This window comes from Humidesulfovibrio sp., from assembly GCF_031082295.1.
GTDB lineage: Bacteria > Desulfobacterota > Desulfovibrionia > Desulfovibrionales > Desulfovibrionaceae > Humidesulfovibrio.
Genome location: NZ_JAVHLD010000022.1, coordinates 22,331 through 43,882 on the forward strand (window position 1 = coordinate 22,331; position 21,552 = coordinate 43,882).

21 protein-coding genes are annotated in these 21,552 nt (G+C 66.9%); 6 read left to right on the plus strand and 15 right to left on the minus strand.

All coding sequences use genetic code 11. The features are described 5' to 3' along the window. Positions 1-208 precede the first annotated feature (208 nt). The gene (locus tag RDU24_RS11425; protein WP_308735891.1) at positions 209-436 is read left to right on the plus strand and encodes a hypothetical protein; all 228 of its coding nucleotides are present in this window, start codon (positions 209-211) and stop codon (positions 434-436) included. A 180-nt stretch (positions 437-616) separates the two neighbouring features. On the opposite strand, the gene RDU24_RS11430 is transcribed toward RDU24_RS11425, so the two are convergent. Both RDU24_RS11430 and RDU24_RS11435 read right to left on the minus strand, forming a co-directional pair. Continuing rightward, positions 617-1,063 (minus strand): EF-hand domain-containing protein, encoded by a 447-nt coding sequence (locus tag RDU24_RS11430; protein WP_308735892.1) that lies wholly within the window; start codon positions 1,061-1,063, stop codon positions 617-619. Between the two features lie 90 nt (positions 1,064-1,153). Then, the gene (locus RDU24_RS11435) at positions 1,154-1,453 is read right to left on the minus strand and encodes a two-CW domain-containing protein (protein ID WP_308735893.1); all 300 of its coding nucleotides are present in this window, start codon (positions 1,451-1,453) and stop codon (positions 1,154-1,156) included. A 180-nt stretch (positions 1,454-1,633) separates the two neighbouring features. On the opposite strand from RDU24_RS11435, the gene RDU24_RS11440 reads away from it, so the two are divergent. Continuing rightward, entirely contained in the window at positions 1,634-3,514 is a 1,881-nt protein-coding gene (locus RDU24_RS11440; protein ID WP_308735894.1) for a methyl-accepting chemotaxis protein, read from the plus strand. 88 nt (positions 3,515-3,602) lie between these two features. Here RDU24_RS11440 and RDU24_RS11445 read toward each other — a convergent pair whose 3' ends face one another. Continuing rightward, the gene (locus RDU24_RS11445; protein ID WP_308735895.1) at positions 3,603-4,394 is read right to left on the minus strand and encodes a nitroreductase family protein; all 792 of its coding nucleotides are present in this window, start codon (positions 4,392-4,394) and stop codon (positions 3,603-3,605) included. Between the two features lie 35 nt (positions 4,395-4,429). Further along, on the minus strand, positions 4,430-5,683 hold the full coding sequence (locus RDU24_RS11450; protein ID WP_308735896.1) for a NupC/NupG family nucleoside CNT transporter: 1,254 nt from the start codon (positions 5,681-5,683) through the stop codon (positions 4,430-4,432). 202 nt (positions 5,684-5,885) lie between these two features. On the opposite strand from RDU24_RS11450, the gene RDU24_RS11455 reads away from it, so the two are divergent. Next, a complete protein-coding gene (locus RDU24_RS11455; RefSeq protein WP_308735897.1) occupies positions 5,886-6,725 on the plus strand; it encodes a hypothetical protein in 840 nt (279 codons plus the stop codon). Between the two features lie 24 nt (positions 6,726-6,749). Further along, complete coding sequence (locus RDU24_RS11460; protein ID WP_308735898.1) at positions 6,750-7,592, plus strand: hypothetical protein; 843 nt, start codon at positions 6,750-6,752, stop codon at positions 7,590-7,592. A 17-nt stretch (positions 7,593-7,609) separates the two neighbouring features. On the opposite strand, the gene RDU24_RS11465 is transcribed toward RDU24_RS11460, so the two are convergent. The 7 genes from RDU24_RS11465 to RDU24_RS11495 form a co-directional block, all read right to left on the minus strand. Continuing rightward, positions 7,610-8,827, minus strand: a complete 1,218-nt coding sequence (locus RDU24_RS11465) for a cobalamin-independent methionine synthase II family protein (RefSeq protein WP_308735899.1) — start codon at positions 8,825-8,827, stop codon at positions 7,610-7,612. 2 nt (positions 8,828-8,829) lie between these two features. Continuing rightward, positions 8,830-9,600 (minus strand): sulfurtransferase TusA family protein, encoded by a 771-nt coding sequence (locus RDU24_RS11470; RefSeq protein ID WP_308735900.1) that lies wholly within the window; start codon positions 9,598-9,600, stop codon positions 8,830-8,832. A 4-nt stretch (positions 9,601-9,604) separates the two neighbouring features. Beyond that, positions 9,605-9,970 (minus strand): DsrE family protein, encoded by a 366-nt coding sequence (locus tag RDU24_RS11475; protein WP_308735901.1) that lies wholly within the window; start codon positions 9,968-9,970, stop codon positions 9,605-9,607. A 1-nt stretch (position 9,971) separates the two neighbouring features. Then, on the minus strand, positions 9,972-10,229 hold the full coding sequence (locus RDU24_RS11480; protein WP_308735902.1) for a sulfurtransferase TusA family protein: 258 nt from the start codon (positions 10,227-10,229) through the stop codon (positions 9,972-9,974). Between the two features lie 212 nt (positions 10,230-10,441). After that, the gene (locus tag RDU24_RS11485) at positions 10,442-12,148 is read right to left on the minus strand and encodes an NAD+ synthase (RefSeq protein ID WP_308735903.1); all 1,707 of its coding nucleotides are present in this window, start codon (positions 12,146-12,148) and stop codon (positions 10,442-10,444) included. A gap of 25 nt (positions 12,149-12,173) precedes the next feature. Beyond that, complete coding sequence (locus RDU24_RS11490) at positions 12,174-13,250, minus strand: glycosyltransferase family 2 protein (protein ID WP_308735904.1); 1,077 nt, start codon at positions 13,248-13,250, stop codon at positions 12,174-12,176. A 33-nt stretch (positions 13,251-13,283) separates the two neighbouring features. Further along, positions 13,284-14,183 carry a ChbG/HpnK family deacetylase gene (locus RDU24_RS11495; RefSeq protein ID WP_308735905.1) on the minus strand — a complete coding sequence of 300 codons (900 nt, stop codon included), beginning with the start codon at positions 14,181-14,183 and terminating at the stop codon, positions 13,284-13,286. A gap of 209 nt (positions 14,184-14,392) precedes the next feature. Here RDU24_RS11495 and RDU24_RS11500 point away from each other — a divergent pair, with 209 nt between their 5' ends. Further along, positions 14,393-15,043, plus strand: coding sequence for a CBS and ACT domain-containing protein (locus RDU24_RS11500; RefSeq protein WP_308735906.1), 651 nt, complete (start codon positions 14,393-14,395; stop codon positions 15,041-15,043). Between the two features lie 67 nt (positions 15,044-15,110). Here the strand turns inward: RDU24_RS11500 and RDU24_RS11505 are convergent, their stop codons facing one another. Genes RDU24_RS11505 through RDU24_RS11520 form a run of 4 tightly spaced genes read right to left on the minus strand, consistent with a single transcriptional unit; the run spans position 15,111 to position 19,496 of the window. Then, positions 15,111-15,620 carry a BglII/BstYI family type II restriction endonuclease gene (locus RDU24_RS11505; RefSeq protein WP_308735907.1) on the minus strand — a complete coding sequence of 170 codons (510 nt, stop codon included), beginning with the start codon at positions 15,618-15,620 and terminating at the stop codon, positions 15,111-15,113. Between the two features lie 10 nt (positions 15,621-15,630). Next, positions 15,631-17,088: a sigma-54-dependent transcriptional regulator gene (locus tag RDU24_RS11510; RefSeq protein ID WP_308735908.1), complete on the minus strand. Its 1,458-nt coding sequence runs from the start codon at positions 17,086-17,088 to the stop codon at positions 15,631-15,633. Then, on the minus strand, positions 17,088-18,551 hold the full coding sequence (locus RDU24_RS11515; RefSeq protein WP_308735909.1) for an HD domain-containing phosphohydrolase: 1,464 nt from the start codon (positions 18,549-18,551) through the stop codon (positions 17,088-17,090). The genes RDU24_RS11510 and RDU24_RS11515 overlap by 1 nt, the downstream gene beginning before the upstream one ends. A gap of 27 nt (positions 18,552-18,578) precedes the next feature. Then, positions 18,579-19,496 (minus strand): TIGR01777 family oxidoreductase, encoded by a 918-nt coding sequence (locus RDU24_RS11520; protein ID WP_308735910.1) that lies wholly within the window; start codon positions 19,494-19,496, stop codon positions 18,579-18,581. A gap of 196 nt (positions 19,497-19,692) precedes the next feature. On the opposite strand from RDU24_RS11520, the gene lepA reads away from it, so the two are divergent. After that, complete coding sequence (gene lepA, locus RDU24_RS11525; RefSeq protein WP_308735911.1) at positions 19,693-21,501, plus strand: translation elongation factor 4; 1,809 nt, start codon at positions 19,693-19,695, stop codon at positions 21,499-21,501. The last annotated feature ends 51 nt before the right edge of the window (positions 21,502-21,552 follow it).

Sequence of the window (21,552 nt, forward strand, 5' to 3'; positions counted from 1 at the left end):
CAACGCATGAAAGAGGAGGTCACTCCAATGGGCTATTCCCTTCGTGCTTAGAAGGCCCCTGACCGGCCCGGGCTCCGATCTGCTTCCGACCCGCCGCGCTCTCGCGGGGGGGACGGGCCAAAAGCCGGAAACCAGCGGTCAGGCTCTCAGCAAGTGGAACGCAAAACGATCCCCGGGGAAACGGGATCTGGAGCCGGAAACCTGCACGATGCGCCAAGACAAGGAGCCGCACGGCGCGTTGAAAAACGTATACGTGGACAAAGCGGCCTACAAGGCCATCATCAAGGAGAAGGCCCGGGCCAAACCCGACGAGGCTGCCATCGTGGAGGAAAACTGTAGGCTTGACCAGAAACTGGCCGCAGTCACGATGCAGGACGAAAGATGGCTACAATGCCAGTCCAGGTCACAAGACGGCTCAAGAATAGCCCGGACCTAATACAGACCGTCCCGGGCAAGGCAGCACCCCTGCAAACGACGCCGCGACACGACCAAGGACACCGATAACGTCTGGTTGGCTCCGCTGGAAGATACAACCGGCCCAACAGACCCCAAAATAACAGGCCGCCCAGGACAACCCGGGCGGCCTTCTTCATTGACTCAGCAGTATTCGTGGCGGCTAGAAGCGGAACAGGGCGAACTCGCTGGGCCGGAGCGCCTTGTTCTTGTCGGCGTCGGCCTTGGCAAAGGCCTCCCGGTGCTTGCGCCGGTAGTACTCGTCGAGGTCCTCGCGGCTGATGTAGCCGTCGCCGTTAATGTCCATCTCCTTCAGATTCACGGCGCCGAACTGCTCCATACCGTTGATGCCAGCCTTGCGCTGCTCCTCCGGCGTGAGCACGCCGTCGCCATCCAAGTCCGCGTCCGTGATGCGGAACGGCTCGGTGTCCGAACTCTTCTTCTTGGCGTAGGACATGACCTCTTCAAGGGTCAGGTGCCCGCTCTTGTCCGCGTCCATGGCCTTGAAGGAAGGCCCTGCAACCTTTTCGGACGGCGCTTTCTGTGCCTGGGCCGAAACCGCCATGAGCAGCAGCCCCCCCAGGAGCAACGCCATCGTGCTATGCCTCATCTCTCCCCCCTTGCATGGCCGCAATGGCCTGCCTGCGTTTTGGCGAGCCTACATGAGGGGGGAGGCAAAGGGCAATGCCCGCAGGCCTCTTTAGGCCAGCTTACTGAGCAATTCCTTGCTGCCCAGGTAGCTTGGCCCTTCCTCGGTCTTCACCAGCTTGTAAAAATCGCACTCCATGCAGTTGGACGCCTTCTGGGCGAAGGAACCCTGGACCTTGCCGCCGCAAAGGGTGCCGGCGAGCGCCCAACAGGCCCGCCCGCCCATCTTGCCCTGGTTCAGCCCATCGGCGCGCTTGTCCTTGCCGGCCGGGCACTCGCCCAGTTCCGACACCTTGGCCCCACCTGGCTGACGGCCGCACTTCTTGAATTCCCAGCAATTGGTCTTGCCCATGCGTCAAACCTCCGTTGGTTGATGCGATAAAATCATACCGAAAAAATCTGATTACAAGGAAGCTTACTTCGCTTTCAAGGCTTCTGGCAAGCTTCCCCTTAAGAAAATTATACGCTATGACGAAAACGTGATTGCCCACTGTACCCCGAACTCGCACTCGTTCGCCTCCAAGGAGCCCACATGTCGCTGAACTTCTTAAACATCGTCGCCAGGGCCAAGATCTCCGCGAAGATCTGGATCATTTCCGCCGTGACCATCGCCCTTTTTGTCGTTGCCACCCTCTACGGCTTTCTGCCGCTCATGGCCGAAAAGCTCATGGAGGAGAAGCGCGTCATGCTGGCCAACCTGGTCCGCGTCGAGGACGCCCAGGTGCGCGACTACCAGGCCCGCGCGGCCAAGGGGGAGTTCACGGTCGAGGAGGCCAAGGCCAAGGCTCTGGAGTTCATCGCCAAGCACCGCTACGGGCCAGAGGGCAAGGACTATTTCTGGGTCAACAGCAATGAGGCCACCCCGGTCATGGTCATGCACCCCACGGTGCCCGCCCTGAACGGCAAGCCCATCGTGGACCCGAAGTTCGCCACCGCCACCAGCATGCGCTACCGCGGCGCTGACGGGAAGTGGGTGGTCACTGAGATCCCCGGCGGCAAGGGCAACCTGTTCCAGGCCATGGTCGGCGTCACCAGCAAGAGCCCCGACGGCATCGGCTACGTCACCTACAACTGGCCAAAGCCCAAGGCCGGGGGCGGCGTTACCGCCGAGATGTTCCCCAAAGAATCCTGCGTGAAGCTGGACAAGGACTGGGGCTGGGTCATCGGCACCGGCATCTACGTGGACGACGTGGAGGCCGAGGTGGCAGGGGTGCGCCTCCTGGTGCTGGGCGTGGTGGGCGTGGTGGCCGTGGCCGCGGCGCTGTTGACGCTCTTCATCCTGCTCGGCATCACCCGGCCCCTGGGGCGGCTGGTGGACTATTCCCTGAAGGTGGCCGAGGGCAAGCTCGACGCGAACATCGAGGGCAGCTACCACGCCGAGCTCGGCGAACTCAAGGACTCGCTCACCCTCATGGTGGCGCATCTCAAGAAGGAGATCGCCATCGCCAAGGAGCACGAGACCCTGGCTGCCGAGAAGACCTGCGAGAGCGAGAAGGCGCTCTTGGCCCTGCAATGCGCCGAGGACCAGGCCAAGGAGCAGACCAAACAGACCGTGTCAGAGATTATCGCCAAGCTTCGGGGCTCGAGCGAAGAGGTCCTGTCCTCGGTCATGTCGGCCATGATGGAGATCGAGGACATCCACAACGAGTCCGAGCAGCAGCTTGGACACATCTCCGAGGTGGCGACGGCCATGGACGAGATGACCGCAACCGTCCTTGAGGTGGCCAAGAGCGCTGGCCGCGCCGCCGAGGGCGCCGAGAACACCCGCAAGAGCGCCGAAAACGGCGCCCGCGTCGTGGAAAGCTCGGTCAAGGCCATCAATACCGTGCACGACCTCACGGTGCAGCTCAAGACCAACATGGTGGAGCTGCACACCCAGGCCGAGGGCATCGGCCAGATCATGGGCGTCATCTCCGACATCGCCGACCAGACCAACCTGCTGGCCTTGAACGCCGCCATCGAGGCCGCCCGCGCCGGCGACGCCGGGCGCGGCTTCGCCGTCGTGGCCGACGAGGTCCGCAAGCTCGCCGAAAAGACCATGAACGCCACCAAGGAGGTGGCCCAGGCCGTCAACGCCATCCAGGGCGCGGCCAAGCTCAACATGGACGGCACCGACGCCGCGGCCCAGGCCGTGGAGCAGGCCACCACCTTCGCCAACGAGTCCGGCGATGCCCTGAAGAGCATCGTGCATCTCGTGGGCGGCACCTCGGACCAGGTGCGCTCCATCGCCACAGCCTCGGAGGAACAGTCCGCCGCCAGCGAGGAGATCGACCGCATCGTCAGCCAGGTGCGCAACGCCTCCCAGGTGGCCCTGGACAACACGGCCACCGCCGCCAACGCCGTGGCCAAGACCTCCAGCGCCGCGCGCGCCCTGCAAGACGAGATCGAGGACTTGAAGAAGATGTACGAGTAGCGCCACCGCGCCACTCGGCCAGAAAGCGCGAGGCCGCCAGGAAGGGAGAGCCCGTCCTGGCGGCCTCGCCGCGTTCGAGGTCAGGCGGCTACAACCAGCGGACCTTGGCCGGATTCCTCGGCGGCAGGCGCTTGAAGCCGTACTTGGGGTACCCGGCCATGAGCGCGCCCAGCACCCGGTGGCCCTCGGGGATGCGCAGCGCCCCGGTCAGCTCGGGCGAGTCCTTGGCCGCCAGCATGAGCAGCCCGGCCCAGCAGGTGCCGACGCCGTGCGCGTGGGCCGCCAACTCGAAGTAGGTCAGCGCGATGGCCCCGTCCACGGTGTGGTCAAAGCCCGTGGCCTCGGCATGGGCCAGCACCAGGTTCGGCGCCCCGCGCAGGATCACGTCCTGGCCCTTGTCCCAGGCCTCCAGAAAGCCCAGGAAGTACGGCAGGCGCCTCAGCGCCTTGGCCGTGAGCCCGGCCAGCTCCATCATGCGCTCGCGGCCCTCCACCACCAGCCAGTGCACCGGCTGGGCGTTCATGCCCGAGGGAGCGTAGCGCGCGGTGTCGATGAGCTGCAGCAGCAGGTCGCGGTTCACGGGCGCGCTCTTGTAGCGGCGCACCGAGCGGCGCGAGCGCAGCAGCTGTTCGGCGGCCTCCGGGCTCACGGTGAACTTCTTCTGCACCTCCGGCAGGGCCGTGGGCGGGATGCCCGCCAGGGTCAGCGCGGCCTGCGGGCATACCGCGACGCAGTGGCCGCACATGACGCAGCGCGCGGCGGCCTCGTCCGAAACGGCAGGCAGGCCGCCCTCGCCGAAGGCGATGATGCCCACCGGGCATTCGGCCACGCACAGGCCGTCCTTGTCGCAGCGGGCGGAATCGATTTGAATGTGGGACATGGCGTCCTCCTTTCGTTTGCAGTGAGGCTTTGCGTTTACAGTGAAGCGATGATGCCGACGACCGTGCCGGTCATGAGCGAGGCGATGACCCCGGCCAGAAGCGAGCGCATGCCCAGGCCGGTGATCTCGCCCCGGCGCTCCGGGCACAGCGTGCCCAGGCCAGCGATGAGGATGCCCAGGCTGCCGAAGTTGGCGAAACTGCACATGGCGTATGTCAGGATGAGCCGGGAATGGGTTGAGAGCGCCTCCACGGGCAGGGCCGCCAGATCCATGAACGCCAAGAACTCGTTGAGGATGATCTTGGTGCCGAGCAGCGAACCGGCCGTCTGGGCCTCGGCCCAGGGGATGCCGATGAGCCAGGCCACGGGCGAGAGCGCCACGCCCAGGCCGCGCTGCAGGGTCATGGGCGCGCCGGCCACGTCGGGCAGGGCCGCCAGGCCGATGTTGGCCAGCTTGACCACGGCCACGAACACGATGAGCATGGCCACGATGTTCCAGAACAGGGTCAGGCCCTCCCAGGTGCCGCGGCACAGGGCGTCCACAGACCCCGAGGCGGCGGACTTGGGCATGTCGTGGCCCAGGGTGGGCTTGCCGCGCTCCGGGAGCATCAGCGCCGCCACAAGCAGCGCCGCTGGAGCGTGGATCACCGAGGCCGTGAGGATGTGGCCCAGGGCGTCGGGGATGACGTTTTGCAGCACCGAGGCGTAGAGCACCAGCATGGTGCCGGCGATGCAGCTCATGCCCGTGGCCATGAGCGCGAAGAGCTCGCTCTTGGTCATCACCGCCAGGTACGGGCGGATCAAGAGCGGCGACTCGATCATGCCGAGGAAGATGCAGCCCGCCGCGCCCACGCCGAGAGCACCGCCGATGCCCATGGCCTTTTCCAGCACCAGGGAGAACAGCCGCACCACGCGCTGCAGAATGCCCCAGTAGAACAGGAGCGAGGCCAGGGCCGCGATGAGGATCACCAGCGGCAGGGCCTGGAAGGCCAGGCTGAAGGTCAGCGCCGGGGTGGTCACGGTGAAGGGCGCCTGCCCGCCGCCCACGAAGCCGAAGACGAAGCTCGTGCCCGCGCGGGTGGCTTCCTCGAGCGCGTGGACCACGCCGTTGAGGCCCATGAACAGGGCCTTGAAGGCCGGGATCTTGAGCACCAGCCCGGCGATGCCGAACTGCAGGGCCAGCCCGGCAACGATCATGCGCCAGGGCAGGCGGGAGATTCGGCTGCGCTCGGCGCTGGCCAGCCAGGCGATGACCATAAGAGCCACAAGACCCAGGGCGCTGTGGAGCATGCAATTCTCCTCGTGGGGGATTCGGGCGCGCGGAAGAACCGTCGCCCTCCCATCTTGTGCTCGATTTTTCGAACTTTGTGAAGGGGCGGCGCTCAAAGGCCGACAACAATATCGGCTGGTTGACCACGGACAGCGTGGCATGTATTGATTGCCCGGAACAGCCGGAAGGCCCGGCAAACGCACAAGAAACACGGGGGACGCAGTGACGCGGAAAGAACCGGGACTCTTGCGGACAAGCTTCCGCTTCGTGAAACAGGCCCTGAACGAGAACGCCCTGCTGCGCACCAGCGTGCTGGCCACGGTGCTTGTGGTCACTCTCACCTGCATCGGGCTCGCGTTCTTCGGCGTCACCTACAGCCTCGACCCGAAGAAACCCGCCGAGGCATACTCGCCCCGGCTGTTCGGCATCCTGTTCCTGCCCGCCGAATTCCTCGTCTACGACCTCATCCTGGGCGCCCCAGCCCCGCGCACCTCGCTCAAGGACCTGTACCTGGACTGGCGACTGCCGCGCTTCTTCTGGGCCACCCTGAAGGCCATGCTGGCCGTGCTCGTGCCGACTTTTGCCGCGGGGCTGCTGCTGGTGGCCATGACCGTCGGCTTCCAAAAGGGCGGCAAGCCCGCAATGGCGGCTCTCATCGTGCTGGTCCTCGGCCTGATCGTGCTCCTCTGCGCCGCCTTCTACTACCTGTCCCGCTTCTTCTACCTGCCCATCAACGTGGCGCGGCGCGAGGAAATGCCCGTGCGCGCGGCCTTCCGGGAAACCAAGGGCAGGATGTGGAGGATCGGCTGCGCGCTGTTCCTGCCCTACCTGGCCATCCTTGCCGTGACCATTCCCGTGGAGATGCTCGGGCCGGTGCTGGAGCGCAACCTCGGCTTCGTGGGCCTGGCGCCCTGGTTCCTGCTCGACGCGGGCCTGTCGGGATTCATGAGCTGCCTGGGCGCGGCGGTTTTGGCCTTCTCCTACCAGCGGATCATCGTGCGCGGAGCAACGCCCGCCCCGGAGCCCGCCGCAGTCCAGGTCCCGAGGCCGCAGGACGGCTGAAGGCTCCAGGGAAGGGGGAAAACGGTGCCGACGCCGCACTCCTGTTACGGAACCCTCCGCCAGCGCCTGTGCGCCACACTGTGCGCCTTGGCGCTGTGCCTCGCGTCCACGCTGGCGTTCGGGGCCGAAGCCGACAGCCTCGCGTCCGCGCGCTATGCGGAACCGGTGGACCGCTACGGGCATTTCGCCCTGGGCCGCCCGCACGAATACGCGCGCATGGAGGCCGAGACGACGGGGGGCGCGAGGTTGGTCCTCAGCCTGCCGCCGGAGGAGGTGTTCGAGGACGTGGCCCCGCGCCTGGTGCGCCTGTCCCCCGCCAGCCCCGCGCTCCTGCTGGCCATCGTGAGCAACCGCGCCACTGGCTCGGCCCTGGCCCTGCTCGGGCTGGAGCACGGGCGGCTCGCCATCCTGGCGCGCTCGGCCCCCATCGGCACCGCCCGGCGCTGGCTGAACCCGGTGGGCGTGGCCGACCTGGACGGCGACGGCGTGGCCGAGATCGCCGCGGTGCTCACCCCGCACATCGGCGGCACCCTCAAAGTATACCGCCGCGAAGGCCATGAACTGAAGGAACTGGCCGCCCTGCCCGGCTTCTCCAACCACGTGTATGGCACGAGCGAGCAGCGCCTGTCGGCCATCGTGACCACGGGCGGCACGGCGCGGCTGCTGGTGCCGGATACGTCGCGCACGGTCCTGCGCGTGCTGGAATTCCAGGCCGGACGCCTGCGCGAAACGGGCCGCTGCCGACTTGCCGCGCCGGTGGTCGGTCCGGTGCTTCCGGCTGGCGAGGCCGAGGTGGTGGTGACGACGCAAAACGGCGAGCAGCGGCTTGCTCCAGCCCACTGCCCGCCGCCGGACGGGAAGAAGTAAAAGGTGCGGGGCCGCGGCTACCCGTGCCGCTCCCGCAGGATGCGCGCAGCCTGGGCCATGCTCCTGAGCTTGGCGGCGGCGATGTCCTCCACGTTGACGCAGCGGTTGGCGAAGCAGCCGAACCCGCAGTCCGTGTTCAGGAAAATCTGCTCCGGCCGGTAGTACGCGAGCGCGGCCTCGGCCTTCTCCACGATGAACTCCGGCGTCTCCACGTCCACGGTGCGCGGGTTGACCACGCCCAGGCCCAGCTCGCGCGGCAGGTCCGTTTCCGGAACAACGCCGGACAGGGCGCGACCCACCACGCCGATGTCGCCCGCGCGCGGGGTGGCGTATTCCAGCACATACTGGCGCACGTGCATGCGTTCAAGCGCGGGCAAAAGCGCGGTGTAGTCGCCCGTCAGGAGCACCTCTTCCTTGGTGCTCCAGTTGCCCCGGCAGATGTGCAGGCCTATCCGGGGACCGGTTTTCCCTGAAGGGTCGAAGACCCCGTCGATGATGCGGTTGATGAGGCTGGCGGCGTACCGGAGTTCTTCACCCGCGTCCCGGCGGGTGGCGAGCGTCGCTCACATGAAGGTTCGTCGGCCGCACTCCTGGCTCATGACGATCTCGGTGAGCACCGGCTCGTCGAACTGCACAAACTCGCACCCCGCCTCGGCCAGCTCCATCAGCTCCGCGCGCAGGATGGCCACCACGTCGTCGCCCAGGGCCTGCTGGTTCTCGTAGACCTTGCCCGTGTACGCGCCCACCCACATGGAGCGGTTCAGCAGGTACGGCCCGGGCAGGGTGATCTTCACCGGCTTGTCCGTGAGGCTTTTGACGAAGCGGAAGTCGTTCAGGGCCAGCGGTTCGCGGCGCTTGAGCCGCCCGACGCAGGTGGGGTTGCGGATGGCCGAGGCCGGGACGTCGAGGGTGGTCAGCATCTCCTCGAAGCCGCTCTTGTCCTCCACCTCGTCCAGCATCTCGGCCAGGCTCATGAGCTTCGTGCCTTCGACCTTTTCCGTGAGGAAGGAGTAGAAGTTGTCGCGCCGGTGCTCGCCGTCCACCACAACGTCGAGCCCGGACTCTTCCTGGATGCGCACGGTGCGGCGCACTTCCTCGTCGGCGACAGCGTCGAAGGCCTCGCGGGCCATCTCGCCCAGGCGGCGGTCGCGCAGGGCGCGCAGCATGGCCTTGGAGCGGGGCCAGGAGCCCACCTGCGTCGTCTGAAAGGGGAGGGTCTGAGAGGGGGTCGTCATCGTTACACCACCGCGAATTTGATTGTGAGGGCCGTGGCCTTCTTGAGCGTGGCCGCGATGGGCGAGCGCGCCACCACGTCCTCGAAGGCGGAGCGGACGGCCGCTTCGTCGTCCAGGGAGGAGGCGTAGCACTTGACCTCGATGTCGGCGAAGGACGGGTCGCCCACCTCCATGCCCAGGTGCGCCAGCACGTTGGCGAGCCTGCCCGCCACCGTCAGCTCGATGTCGTCCAGCTCCAGGCCGCGCCGGGCGCACTCCGTGGCGTAGGCCGTCGCCAGCGAGCCGCCCAGCGCCCCGAGCAGGGCCTCCACCGCGCTCGGGTGGGCGTCCTTCTCTTCGAAGCTGGCGCTCTGGCCCAGGTCCCAGGAGAAGTTGCGGCAGTAGACCGTGGCCTTCTGGTGGCCGGTGGCCCGGGTGCGCAGGCGCCACACGTAGGCCTTGGCCTTGGCCTTGTCGTCGGCCAGGGCCTTGGCCTCGCTGGCCAGCTGCTCTTGGGCGCCACGGCGCACGAAGTAGCGGACGACGCCCGGAGCCTGGCCTGGGGCGGCGCCTTGCGCGTGGCCCAGGTACTCGTGCCCGGCCATGCGGCACCAGGGGGGCAGGTCGTCGGCCACGGTGGGCTCGCTGCTCTTCATCTCCAGCACGCCGCCCACGGGCACCAGCAGCATGTGCTCGCGGATCATGAGCACAAGGCCGGAGCCGCAGTCCAGATCGCCGCCGTCGAAGACCACATCAGGGGTGATCCCCGGCGGCGGCGTGCTCGCTGCAGTCATGGGACTAGTAGGCCACGCAGGGGCTGCCGTTGGCCAGCCACTCCACCAGGGCCGCGCCACCGGCCGGGGTCGCGCCGGGGATGAGGTCGGCTTCGCCGAGGCCGCGCTTCTTCAGGCAGGGAGTGCAGACGTAGACCTTGCCGCCCGCGCCGATGAACTTGTTGATGAGCTCCTTCAGCGGGGCGAAGGGCGCGCCCTCGTCGATCTTTTCGGCCTCGCCCTTGACCGCGCAGTACACGCCGTCCGTTGACAGGAAGACCATGGTCTCCTTCTCGCTGCCCTGGGCGGCGTTGGCCACGACGAAGCCGAGGGTGGCCTTGTCGCCGTCGGTGCGGCAGTGGGTGATGGTCACGCAGAAGGTTCCGGCCATGTCAGACTCCTTTGAGTTCGGGTTTGTACTCGATGAGGTAGAACGGATGCGCCTGGTCCAGCAGGGTGTTTCTGGTCATGCGGCACCAGGAGGGAAACTCGATGGGCGCGGCGGCGTCGCGGCTGATGAGCAGCACGCGGGTGCCGGGCTCGGCCCGCTTCAGGTAGGTGTAGAGGTTGATGATCACCCGGCCGCAGGTCTCCTCGCCGCCGTCGAACTCGTCCTCGAACTCCCAGTGGTCGGGATAGTTTTCATGCATGGGCTGAAGCGTCCTCCGTCATGGGAAGAAGCCGTAGCATGGGCTTTGGTGATAGTAAATATTTTGTCTCTCTATCGAAGGCTGGCACAGCGCACTGATATGCTTGGTCAACAATCAAGATGCGGAGTGACCACATCAGCACTGGGATCATCGCTGAGGGGACGGCAGGGTGCGAGGGTGGGGAGCTGCGGGATGCGGGTGTCTTGAAAGGTTTACGGCAGCGGCGCGGCGGCGAGCGGCATGCGCCAGCCGGAGCCGAAGGAGCGCCAGGCGATCTTGATGCCAGGCGCGGCCTGCCTGCGCTTGAACTCGGCGAACTTCACCAGCCGGCACACCCGCGCCACAACCTCGGCGTCGAACCCCGCCGCCACGATCTCCGCGGCCGTCTGGTTCTTCTCCACGTGCAGGGCCAGGATGGCGTCCAGCACGTCGTAAGGCGGCAGGCTGTCCTGGTCGGTCTGGTCGGGCCGAAGCTCCGCCGAGGGGGCCTTGTCGATGATGGCCTGGGGGATGACCTCGCCGCGCGTCTCGTTCAGGTGCCGGGCCAGGGCGTAGACCTGAGTCTTGCGCAGGTCGCTGATGAGCGCGAACCCGCCGGACATGTCGCCGTAGATGGTGCAGTAGCCCACGGCCAGCTCGCTCTTGTTGCCGGTGGTCAGCAGCAGGGCGCCGGTCTTGTTGGACAGCGCCATGAGCAGGTTGCCCCGGATGCGCGACTGGATGTTCTCCTCGGTGGTGCCCGGCCCCTGCCCTGGCGCCAGCTCGGCGAAGCTTCCGGCAAGGGCCGCGTCGAAGCCCCGCATCAGCGGCTCGATGGGGATGGTGCGCGTGGACATGCCGAGGTTCTTCGCCAGGGCCAGGGAGTCGTCGAGGCTGCCCGTGCTTGACCAGGGCGAGGGCATGAGCACGCCGAGCACGTTGGCTGCGCCGAGCGCCTCCACCGCCACCGCCGCCACCACGGCGGAGTCGATGCCGCCGGACAGGCCGAGCAGGGCCTTCTTGAAGCCGCACTTGCGCAGGTAGTCGCGCGTGCCGAGCACCAGGGCCTGCCAGATCTCGGCGCTGCCCGTAGGCTCCGTGCCGGAAGGCGTGCCCTCGTCGGCCACGCGGCCTAAAGCGGCGAGGTCCGCCACCAGCACGTCCTCGGCGAACCCGGCGGCCTGCGCCAGCACCGCGCCGTCCGGCCCGTAGGCCGCGCTGCGGCCGTCGAAGACCAGCTCGTCGTTGCCGCCCACCTGGTTGCAATAGAAGAGCGGCAGGCCCCGCTTTTTCGCGATGGCCGAGAGCATGTCGCGCCGGAGCGCCTGCTTGCGCAGGCTGAAGGGCGAGGCCGAAAGATTGAGCAGCGCGTCCGCCCCGGCCGCCACGGCGGCCTCCACCGGGTCCACGGGGTACAGGCGGTGCGGCCAGTAGTCCTTGTCGTTCCAGAGATCCTCGCAGATGCTCACGCCGAACTTGAGGCCCCGGTACTCCACCACGCCCGCGCCGTCCTGCGCGTTGCCCGCCTCGAAGTAGCGCGCCTCGTCGAACACGTCGTAGGTGGGCAGCAGCGACTTGCGGATGCGCGCGCGGATGCCTCCGGCCTCGCACCACAGGGCGGCGTTGAACAGCGCCTTGCCCTGGCCCGTGTCGTTGGGCTCCGGGCAGCCCAGCACCAGGGCCGGACCGTCGGGGAAGCGCTCGGCCAGGCGGCGCGCCAGGGCCTCGGCCCCGGCGAAGGCGGCCCGGCAGAAGCCGTCATAGAGCAGCAGGTCGCGGGGGGGATAGCCGGTGAGGGCAAGCTCCGGCGTCAGGCAGAGTTCCGCACCACTGGCGGCTGCGGTGGCGTAGGCGGCCTCCACGAGCGCGGCGTTGCCTTTGAGGTCGCCCACCACGGGGTTGATCTGCAGGAGGCCGATCTTGAGCGAGCCGGTGCGCATGGCGTGTCCCTGGCCTGGCGGCCTGTCAGTCGCGGGAGTCGGGCGTTTCTGGCGCTGTGCCGCGCACGATCTCGCGCACCTTGTAGGGCATGTTGCCGCTGACCACGTCGTGGGTGTTCACCAGCACCTCAAGGATCAGGCCGGTGCTCATGAAGCCCAGGGACGACAGGTAGAACAGCACGGCGCCCATGAACGGCGGGCGGGTGCCCATGTGCACGCCCAGGAACAGCTTCTCGTACAAAAGCCAGACCATGGTCACGGAGGCCAGCGCGAACAGCCACAGGCTGATGCGCCCGAAAAGATACACGGGCCGCTGCTTGTAGGAGTTCTGGAACCACAGGAGCACAATGTCGAAGAGCACGTCGATGCTGCGGCCGATGCCGTAGTGGCTCTTCCCCGCGAAGCGCGGCGGCGCGGAGGTGGGCACCTCGCACACGGCCCCGCCCAAGCCGTACACCAGCGCCGGGATGAGCCGATGCTGGCCCTCGCGCAGCTTGAGCGAACGCGCCAGGTCGCCGTCCAGGCAGGACAGGCCGCCCATGTCGTGCACGTCGCACTTGCTGGTGGCGCGCATGAGGTAGTTGGCGACGAGGCTCGGGATGCGCCGCAGCAGCAGGGATTCCTGGCGCTTCTGGCGCACGCCCTTGACCAGGTCGTAGCCCTCGCGGATCTTCTCGATGAGGCTCGGGACCTCCTCGGGCGGGTGCTGCAGGTCGCCGTCCATGATGACCACGTACCTGCCGCGCGAGTGCTGGATGCCTGCGAAAATGGCCGTGCACTGGCCCCGGTTGCGCGCCAGGAACACGCCCACCAGGTGCGGGTCGGTGCTGGCCAGCTCGCGGATGATGGCGGGGGTGGAGTCGGTGCTGCCGTCGTTCACCAGCACGATCTCGTAGCTGACGCCCAAACCCTGGAGCGCCGCGCCGATGCGCTTATGGAACTCGCGCACGCAGAGCTCCTCGTTGTGCATGGGCGTGACGATGCTGACTTCGACCGGCCAGGAGCCTGCGGGCGGCCAGGAGCCTGCGGAGTTCAGGGGGCGACCGGCCCCGGCCTGGGCGGGGGAGTCATTCTGGGGGCAGTTCAGGGCGGATCGTGACATGCTTGGCATCCCGTTTTTTCTGACGTCGTTGCGTTACTGGCGAAATTCCGGCCGAAGACCGCGCGTGGCCGGATCAAGCTGGCCGTAGTGCGTCAGCCGCGCCCCGGCATCCGCCAGGACCGCGTCCCAGCCCGGCGCGGCCAAAGCGTCGCGCTCGGCCTTCCACTGGCCGCTGATGCGCATGGGGCCGTACTCCACGGGCAGCGGAGCGTCGTCCTCGCGCGGGGCGCCGGGGTGGCAGACCACCTCCAGCACATCCGGCCGCACACGCTTCATATACGCCTGAAGCCGCCCCGGCAACAAGTCCGCGCCCTGGTCGGCCACGCCGAACACCGAGTGCGGGCAGGCCACGCGGCCGCTCCTCGGCACCTGGTGCCACAGGGCGAAAGTGTTCAAAATCCGCGCACGCCGCCCGCCCTTGTCCCAGCGCAGGGGCGAGACAAGCTCCACCGGCCTGCGCACCCAGCCGATGCCGAAGGCTTCGGCCACGCGGCAGGCGGCCTCGAACAGGCCCGGCCACACGTGGATGTGCTTCTCGGAATCCAGGTGCGTGGGCGCCACGCCAAGGGCAAGCGCGCGCTCCACCTGGCGCGTCCACTCGCGCTCGGCGTCCGCCGGGGTGAAGGCCCGGCCAAGGTAGCGCTTGAAAAGCGCCACATAGTCGCCCAGGAACAGGCCCTGCGGCCCAACCAGGCCGGAAATCTCGTGCGCCGGGCTCTCGGGACGGCCCCGAAGAATGTTCAGGTGCACGCCGATGCCGAGGGCTCCCCCGCTCTGCGCGGACAATCTTGCCGCGGCGGGGGCGTCCGGGCCGTTGACCAAGAGCGTGGCCGAGCTGACGCGCGCCAGGCCCGCCAGGTCTTCCACGGCGCGGCGCACGGCGCTTGAGAGGCCCAGGTCGTCGACATTCACAACCACATACATGGGCGGCATGCTATCTTGTGGCGCGCAGAAGGTAAAGCCTGGGCGCGCCAAGGCCGCTCCGCCGCCGCGCCGAACATCCTTCGGAACCAAGCGGGCAGTCGCTTTCCTTCAAAATTCCACTAGCCAACATGCTCAGGCTTGGATATCATAAACGAAAATGACACCACCGCCCCGCCCTGCCACCAAAGGCAGCGGGACGAAGCACAGGAGAACCACACATGCTCATCGAAAACTGGATGACCAAGGACGTGTTTACCGCCACCCAGGAGACCTCCATGATGAAGGCCTCCAAGATCATGAAGGAGAAGGGCGTCAGCCGCCTGCCCGTGGTGGACGACAAGGGCGTGCTCGTCGGCATCGTCAGCGACCGCGACATCAAGGATGCCTCTCCCTCCAAGGCCACGACCCTCGACATGCACGAGCTGTACTACCTGCTCTCCGAGATCAAGGTGAAGGACATCATGACCAAGAAGGTCGTCACCATCCGCTCGAACGAGACCGTGGACAGCGCGGCGGCCATCATGCTGGAGCACAAGATCGGCGGCATGCCCGTGGTGGACGAGAACAACAAGGTCGTGGGCATCGTCACCGACTCCGACATCTTCAAGGTGCTGGTGAAGATCACCGGCGTGCTGGAGGGCGGCATCCAGATAGGGGTGCGGCTGTCCAACGAGCCGGGCGGGCTGGTGCCGGTGCTCGACTACCTGAAGGACCACGGCGCGCGGCTCATGAGCCTGCTCACGGCGTGCGAGCCCGCCGAGGTGGGCCAGCGCGACGTGTTCATCCGCATCCGCGACATGGACAAGACCGCCATGAACAAGCTCAAGGCCGAGATGAAGGAAGCCTTCGAGGTCGTCTACTGGGTGTAGGCGCTGGCAGAAACAACTGAAAAGGCCGGGGGCGCAAGCTCCCGGCCTTTATTATAGCCCATACTCGCTAGGCGAGATCTATACCATACACCAACACTGGGACCTGTATCGCGCTCTTGAGATGCGGCAGATACTTAACAACTTTTTCAAAGTTTAAAGAACCTTCCCAGTTGAGTTCATGCAGCTGTTTCATCTTCTTTTGAAAAGAAAGCGTTGTCACAACATACACACCGATATCAATCTTATCTAAGCCAGAGTAGGAGCCGATCTGCATCTTTAAAAGATCTATTCCGATGAACGATGCATGCCCGAACTCAACCTCTACTCCGACGCGATTCTTCAGAAAATCCATCTTCGCCATCGGCTCTCCTGGTTCACCGAACACGAGAGGCTGAGACTCCCAGCCTCTGGCGACAAAACGAGTCTCAAGCTCTTCGTTGAACCTTGGGCGCGATAGTTCAGCTATCGGAAGTGAAGGGTCCGTCAGGACGGCCTCAATCTCCTGCCGAATAGCAAGGCTACTGTTGATAACTTGCTCAGCAAAGCGGTAACTAAAATTTCTCAAAATGATCGGCATGTCGCCCCCCTCACTCCGCCTGAATCCCGTACCCTTTCAATTTCCGGTACAGCGAGCTGCGGTCCAGGCCCACGGCCTCGGAGAGCTTGGTGACATTGCCGCCGAACTCCTTGAGCTTGGCCTCCAGGAAACGCGCCTCGAACGCCGCACGCGCGGCCTTCAAGTCCAGCGGCCCGGCCCGGAAGGTGTCGGGGATGTCGGTATCGGGGACGTCGTCCTCGTCCGGCCCGGCGGCGGGAGCCTGGAGCGTTGCAGCAGGCGGCGGCGACGCAGGCGCGGCGCTCACCGTTGCGCGGCTGGTGATGTCCGGCGGCAGGCGGTCCGGGGTGATCTCGCGCCCGCCCGCCAGGATCAGCATGCGCTCCACGAAGTTCTTGAGCTCGCGCACGTTGCCCGGCCAGGGGTAGGTCTGGAGCACGGCCAGGGTCTCGGGGCTGAAGACGGCGCGCTTGCACCCGCCCCGACGCGAGAGCGTCTCCACGAAGTCGTCGATCAAAAGCGGAATGTCCTCGGCGCGCTCGCGCAGGGGCGGCACGGTGAGCGGGAACACCTTGAGGCGGTAGTACAAGTCCTCGCGGAAGTTCCCGGCGCGTATCTCGCTCGCCAGGTCCTTGTTGGTGGCGGCCAGCACGCGCACGTCCACGGTGATGGTCTTGCGCCCGCCCACGTGCTCGAAGCGCTGCTCCTGCAATATGCGCAGAATCTTCGCCTGGGTCTTCAGGCTCATGTCGCCGATTTCGTCCAGAAACAGGGTGCCCTTGTTGGCCAGCTCGAACTTGCCGATCTGGGCCTTGTCCGCGCCGGTGAAGGCGCCTTTCTCGTGCCCGAACAGTTCGCTCTCTATGAGCTCCTCGGGGATGGCCGCGCAGTTCACGGCCACGAAAGGCAGGTCGGCCCGGCGGCTCATGCCGTGCAGCAGGCGCGCCGCGATCTCCTTGCCGGTGCCGTTTTCGCCGGTGATGAGCACCCAGGCGTCGGTGGGGGCCACCTGGCCGATGACCTCGCGCAGGGCGCTCATGGCCGGTGATTCGCCGGTGAGGTGCACCTCGGCCTCGCCCAGGGAGTGGCGCAGGGCCAGGTTCTCCTGCTTGAGCCGGGAGAATTCCAGGGCCTTGTGCGCGGCCAGCACGACCTTCTCCAGCGACAACGGCTTCTCGATGAAGTCGAAGGCGCCGCGCTTGATGGCGGTGACGGCGGTCTCGATGGTGCCGTGGCCGGAGATCATGACCACGGGCAGCCCCGGCCGTTCCTCGCGCAGGCGGGCCAGCACCTCCAGGCCGTCCAGCCCGGGCAGCCAGATGTCCAGAAACACCAGGTCGAAGTCCCCGTCCGCGTCCAGCAGTTCAAGCCCGCGCTCGCCGGTTTCGGCCTCGGCCACGGCAAAGCCCTCGTCCTCCAGGATGCCCTTGAGGGAAAAGCGGATGCCGGACTCGTCGTCCACCACCAGGATGCGCCCTCGTTCGCTCATCATTCCTCCAAATCGGCAACGGCTTGTGGCGCCTGTGGCGCGCAACTCAGGGAAAAGTCGGGCAACGGCCCGGGCGGATGGGGCTCCGGGGCCTCGAAAGTGAAGCCGCCTCTATTCAGCAGCGCAAGGCAGGCGTCCACGACCTCGGGGTCGTAGACCTTGCCGCGCCCGGCCTTGATCTCCTCCAGGGCCAGGGGCAGGCCCAGGGCGGCGCGGTAGGGCCGGTGCGAGCTCATGGCCTCGACCACGTCGGCCACGGCCAGGATGCGCGCCTCAAGCGAAATTTCGGTGCCCTTGAGTCCGCCGGGATAGCCGGAGCCGTCCAGGCGCTCGTGGTGTTCGAGCACCGTGCGGGCCACGGGCCAGGGGAAGTTCACCTCGCGCAGGATCTCGAAGCCCACCTCGGAGTGGCTCTTCATGATGCCCATCTCCATGTGCGACAGCCGCGCCGGCTTGGACAAGATCTCCGCCGGGACGTAGACCTTGCCCACGTCGTGCAGGGTGCCGGAGACCTCCAGCCCTTCCAGGGAATCCGCGGGCAGGCCCATCTCCCCGCCGATGGCGCAAGCCAGCCGCGCCACGCGCTGCTGGTGTCCGGCGGTGTAGGGGTCGCGCTTTTCGGCCATGCTGGCCAGGGCGCGCACGGTCTGGCGGAAGGCGGTGCGCAGGGCCTGCATGCTCTCGAGCAGCTCGGCTTCCGCCTGTTTGCGCAAGGCGACATTGCGCAACACCATCACCCGGCCACGGAACTCGCCACGCTGCCCCGTGACGGGGGACACCGACAGCCCCACGGGCATCTCCAGTCCGGCGGACGTGCGCAGCAGCATGTCCTCGCACATGGGGTGCGCCGCGCTCGGGCTGCAGATCTCCTCCAGCCCGGCGATGGGCAGGCGGGTGTCCGGCTCCATGATGGTGAACAGGGCGGAAATGTCGTGGCCCAGGGGCTGCTCCGCCTCCACGCCCAGCATGTGCGAGGCGGCGGGGTTCATGTAGGTCACGCGGCCCTCGGCGTCGATGGCCACCACGGCCTCGGCCAGGCTGCCCAGCGTGGTGGACAAGAGCCGCTCGCTCTCCTGCAGCTGCGCGTCGGTGCGGGCCTTGTACAGGGCCACCTCGATGGCCAGGGACAGGTCATGGTCCCTGAAGGGCTTGGTGATGTAGCCGAAGGGGTCTGTGCGCTTGGCGCGGTCCAGGGTCTTCTCGTCGGTGGCGGCGGAGAGGTAGACCACGGGCAGGCGGAGGTGCTCGTGCAGCTCGCGGGCGGTGTCGATGCCGTCCATGCCGCCGTCGAGCATCACGTCCATGAGCACGAGATCGGGCCTGGCGGCCTCCGCCAGGGACAGGGCCTGAAGCCCTGTGGACGCCACGCCCACCACCTCGTAGCCCAGGCGCATCAGGGTGGACCTGATGCCCAGGGCCACTATGGATTCGTCCTCAACGATCAAGATTCTGCCTTTGCCCATGTGCGCTCCCTTCAACTCCCCGCCAGCCTACGCCCGGCCCAGGACGTCCGCAAGGGCGTCGGCCAGGGAGGGGTGCCGGAACCGGTAGCCCGCGGCCAGCAGGCGGGTGGGCTCCGCGCGCACCCCGGAGAGCAGGACCTCTTCCGCCATCTGCCCCAGCAGCAGCCGGAGCGCGAGGCCCGGCGCGGGCAGAAAGGCCGGGCGGCCGAGCGCGCGGCCAAGGGCGCGGGCGAACCCGCGGGAATCCACGGCCTCGGGCGCGGCCAGGTTGAAGGGGCCGGACAGCCCCGGCGTGGCGATCAGAAAAGCCATGGCCCCGACCTCGTCGTCAAGGTGGATCCAGGGCACCATCTGGGTTCCGGCGCCCAGCGGCCCGCCCAGGCCCAGCTTGAACGGCGGCAGCATCTTGGCCAGCGCGCCGCCCCGGCCCAGCACCATGCTCGTGCGGGCCACGACCCTGCGCACCCCGAGCGCCTCCGCGTCCTGGGTCGACGCCTCCCAGCGGCTGGCCACCTGGGCCAGAAAATTTGCGCCCGGCGGGGCGTCCTCGCCCACCGGCTCCGGCCCGCGCGCGCCATAAAAGCCCACGGCCGAGGCCTGCACCAGCACCGCGGGCGGGGCCGCTGCCTGGCGGATGGCGTCCATGACCGCGGCCCCGGCGTCCAGGCGGCTGTCCAGGATGCGCCGCTTCTTGTCCGGGGTCCAGCGGCCCTCGGCGATGTTCTCGCCCGCCAGGTTCACGATGGCCGTGTCCGCGTTGATGTGCTCCGCCCAGCCCGCGCCGGTGACGCCGTCAAAGGGCGCGCCGAGGACTCCACGGCCCAGCGCCGCCGGAACTTTTTCCGGCCTGCGCGAGGGAACGACGACCTCGTGCCCCTGCCCTGAGAGCAGCCGCGCAAGCGCCTTGCCGATAAACCCTGTGCCGCCGAGAATGATTGTTCTCATGGTCCGTTGGATACGCACAATCCATGACGAGGGCAAGGGCCGGGCCACGCGCAAGCGGGCCGTGAAGGCGCCCCGCCGCGTGGCCCTCGCGCCATTAGACAGCCGGACAATTATGCCGTACAAGGGCTCTCGCCCTCAAACGGGGTAATCCTCAAGAACGCAGCCCGGAGAGCTTCCGGACGGCACGTGCGAGACCATGACCGACACCAACCTCATCAGAAATTTCAGTATCATAGCGCATATCGACCACGGCAAATCGACCCTGGCCGACCGCATCCTTGAGCTCACCGGCGTGGTTTCCGCGCGGGAGCAGAAGGCCCAGTACCTCGACAAGATGGACCTGGAGCGCGAACGCGGCATCACCATCAAGGCCCAGGCCGTGCGCATCCCCTACACCGCCAAGGACGGGAAGAAGTACGTCCTGAACCTCATCGACACCCCCGGCCACGTGGACTTCTCCTACGAGGTCTCGCGCAGCCTCGCCGCCTGCGAGGGCGCGCTGCTCGTGGTCGACGCCTCCCAGGGCGTGGAGGCCCAGACGCTCGCCAACGTCTACCTGGCGCTGGACAACGACCTCGAGGTCGTGCCGGTGCTGAACAAGATCGACCTGCCGAGCGCCGAACCCGAGCGCGTGAGCCGCGAGATCGAAGAGGTCATCGGGCTGGACTGCACCGACCCGGCCCTGGTGAGCGCCAAGTCGGGCCTGGGCGTGGCGGACCTGATCGAGCGCATCATCACGCACCTGCCGCCCCCAAAGGGCGAGGCCGACGCGCCCCTGAAGGCGCTCATCTTCGACTCCTGGTACGACACGTACCTGGGCGTGGTGGTGCTCTTCCGCGTGCTTGAGGGCACCATCAAGAAGGGCGAAAAGATCCGCATCTTCTCCTCGGGCAAGGAGTTCGAGGTCATGAAGCTCGGCGTGTTCTCCCCGGAGAGCGTGGAGATGGCAGACTTCGGCCCCGGCGAGGTAGGCTTCCTCTGCGCCAACATGAAGGAGCTGTCCGACGCGCCCGTGGGCGACACCATCACCAAGGCCGCGAACCCCACCAAGACGCCGTTCCCCGGCTTCAAGAAGGTCAAGCCCATGGTCTTCTCCGGCCTGTACCCGGTGGAGCCCAACGAGTACGAGATGCTCAAGGTGGCGCTGGAGAAGCTCCAGCTGAACGACGCCGCCTTCAGCTTCGAGCCGGAGACCTCCAAGGCCCTGGGCTTCGGCTTCCGCTGCGGCTTCCTTGGCCTCCTGCACATCGAGATCATCCAGGAGCGCCTTGAGCGCGAGTTCCAGGCCCGGCTCATCACCACCGCGCCCTCGGTCATCTACAACGTGGAGACCACCGACGGCCGCAAGCTCCAGATCGACAACCCGAGCCTGCTGCCCGAGCCGAGCCACATCGCCGCGCTGTACGAGCCCTACGCCAAGGTGGAAATCCACGTGCCCAACGACTTCGTGGGCAACGTGCTGGGCCTGTGCGAAGAAAAGCGCGGCATCCAGAAGGACATGAAGTACCTGACCACCTCCCGCGTGGTGGTGACCTATGAAATGCCCTTCGCCGAGATCATGTTCGACTTCTTCGACAAGCTGAAGAGCACCACGAAGGGCTACGCAAGCCTCGACTACGAGATCATCGACTACCGCCAGTCCGACCTGGTGCGCCTGGACATCCTCATCAACACCGAGGCCGTGGACGCCTTCTCGGTCATCGTGCACCGCGACTCGGCCTACAAGTTCGGCCGCAGCCTCGCGGAGAAGCTCAAGAAGAGCATCCCCCGCCAGATGTTCGAGGTCATCATCCAGGCCGCCATCGGCAACAAGATCATCGCCAAGGAGCGCGTGGCGCCCTTCCGCAAGGACGTCATCGCCAAGTGCTACGGCGGCGACATCACCAGAAAGCGCAAGCTTTTGGAAAAGCAGAAGGAAGGCAAGCGCCGCATGCGCCGCATGGGCAACGTGGAGATTCCGCAGGAAGCCTTCCTGGCCGTGCTCAAGGCCGGCGGCGACGACTAGCCCCCAACGACGACCAACCACGCGGCGGCCCCCTCGCCGCACAGAGAGAAG

Coding starts and splice junctions, on each gene's coding strand:
- RDU24_RS11470 (WP_308735900.1), bottom strand. CDS start 9,600: ATGACTGCAGCGAGCACGCCGCCGCCGGGGATCACCCCTGATGTGGTC.
- lepA (WP_308735911.1), top strand. CDS start 19,693: ATGACCGACACCAACCTCATCAGAAATTTCAGTATCATAGCGCATATC.
- RDU24_RS11505 (WP_308735907.1), bottom strand. CDS start 15,620: ATGCCGATCATTTTGAGAAATTTTAGTTACCGCTTTGCTGAGCAAGTT.
- RDU24_RS11440 (WP_308735894.1), top strand. CDS start 1,634: ATGTCGCTGAACTTCTTAAACATCGTCGCCAGGGCCAAGATCTCCGCG.
- RDU24_RS11515 (WP_308735909.1), bottom strand. CDS start 18,551: ATGGGCAAAGGCAGAATCTTGATCGTTGAGGACGAATCCATAGTGGCC.
- RDU24_RS11445 (WP_308735895.1), bottom strand. CDS start 4,394: ATGTCCCACATTCAAATCGATTCCGCCCGCTGCGACAAGGACGGCCTG.
- RDU24_RS11475 (WP_308735901.1), bottom strand. CDS start 9,970: ATGGCCGGAACCTTCTGCGTGACCATCACCCACTGCCGCACCGACGGC.
- RDU24_RS11480 (WP_308735902.1), bottom strand. CDS start 10,229: ATGCATGAAAACTATCCCGACCACTGGGAGTTCGAGGACGAGTTCGAC.
- RDU24_RS11500 (WP_308735906.1), top strand. CDS start 14,393: ATGCTCATCGAAAACTGGATGACCAAGGACGTGTTTACCGCCACCCAG.
- RDU24_RS11510 (WP_308735908.1), bottom strand. CDS start 17,088: ATGAGCGAACGAGGGCGCATCCTGGTGGTGGACGACGAGTCCGGCATC.
- RDU24_RS11425 (WP_308735891.1), top strand. CDS start 209: ATGCGCCAAGACAAGGAGCCGCACGGCGCGTTGAAAAACGTATACGTG.
- RDU24_RS11485 (WP_308735903.1), bottom strand. CDS start 12,148: ATGCGCACCGGCTCGCTCAAGATCGGCCTCCTGCAGATCAACCCCGTG.
- RDU24_RS11430 (WP_308735892.1), bottom strand. CDS start 1,063: ATGAGGCATAGCACGATGGCGTTGCTCCTGGGGGGGCTGCTGCTCATG.
- RDU24_RS11435 (WP_308735893.1), bottom strand. CDS start 1,453: ATGGGCAAGACCAATTGCTGGGAATTCAAGAAGTGCGGCCGTCAGCCA.
- RDU24_RS11495 (WP_308735905.1), bottom strand. CDS start 14,183: ATGCCGCCCATGTATGTGGTTGTGAATGTCGACGACCTGGGCCTCTCA.
- RDU24_RS11490 (WP_308735904.1), bottom strand. CDS start 13,250: ATGTCACGATCCGCCCTGAACTGCCCCCAGAATGACTCCCCCGCCCAG.
- RDU24_RS11520 (WP_308735910.1), bottom strand. CDS start 19,496: ATGAGAACAATCATTCTCGGCGGCACAGGGTTTATCGGCAAGGCGCTT.
- RDU24_RS11450 (WP_308735896.1), bottom strand. CDS start 5,683: ATGCTCCACAGCGCCCTGGGTCTTGTGGCTCTTATGGTCATCGCCTGG.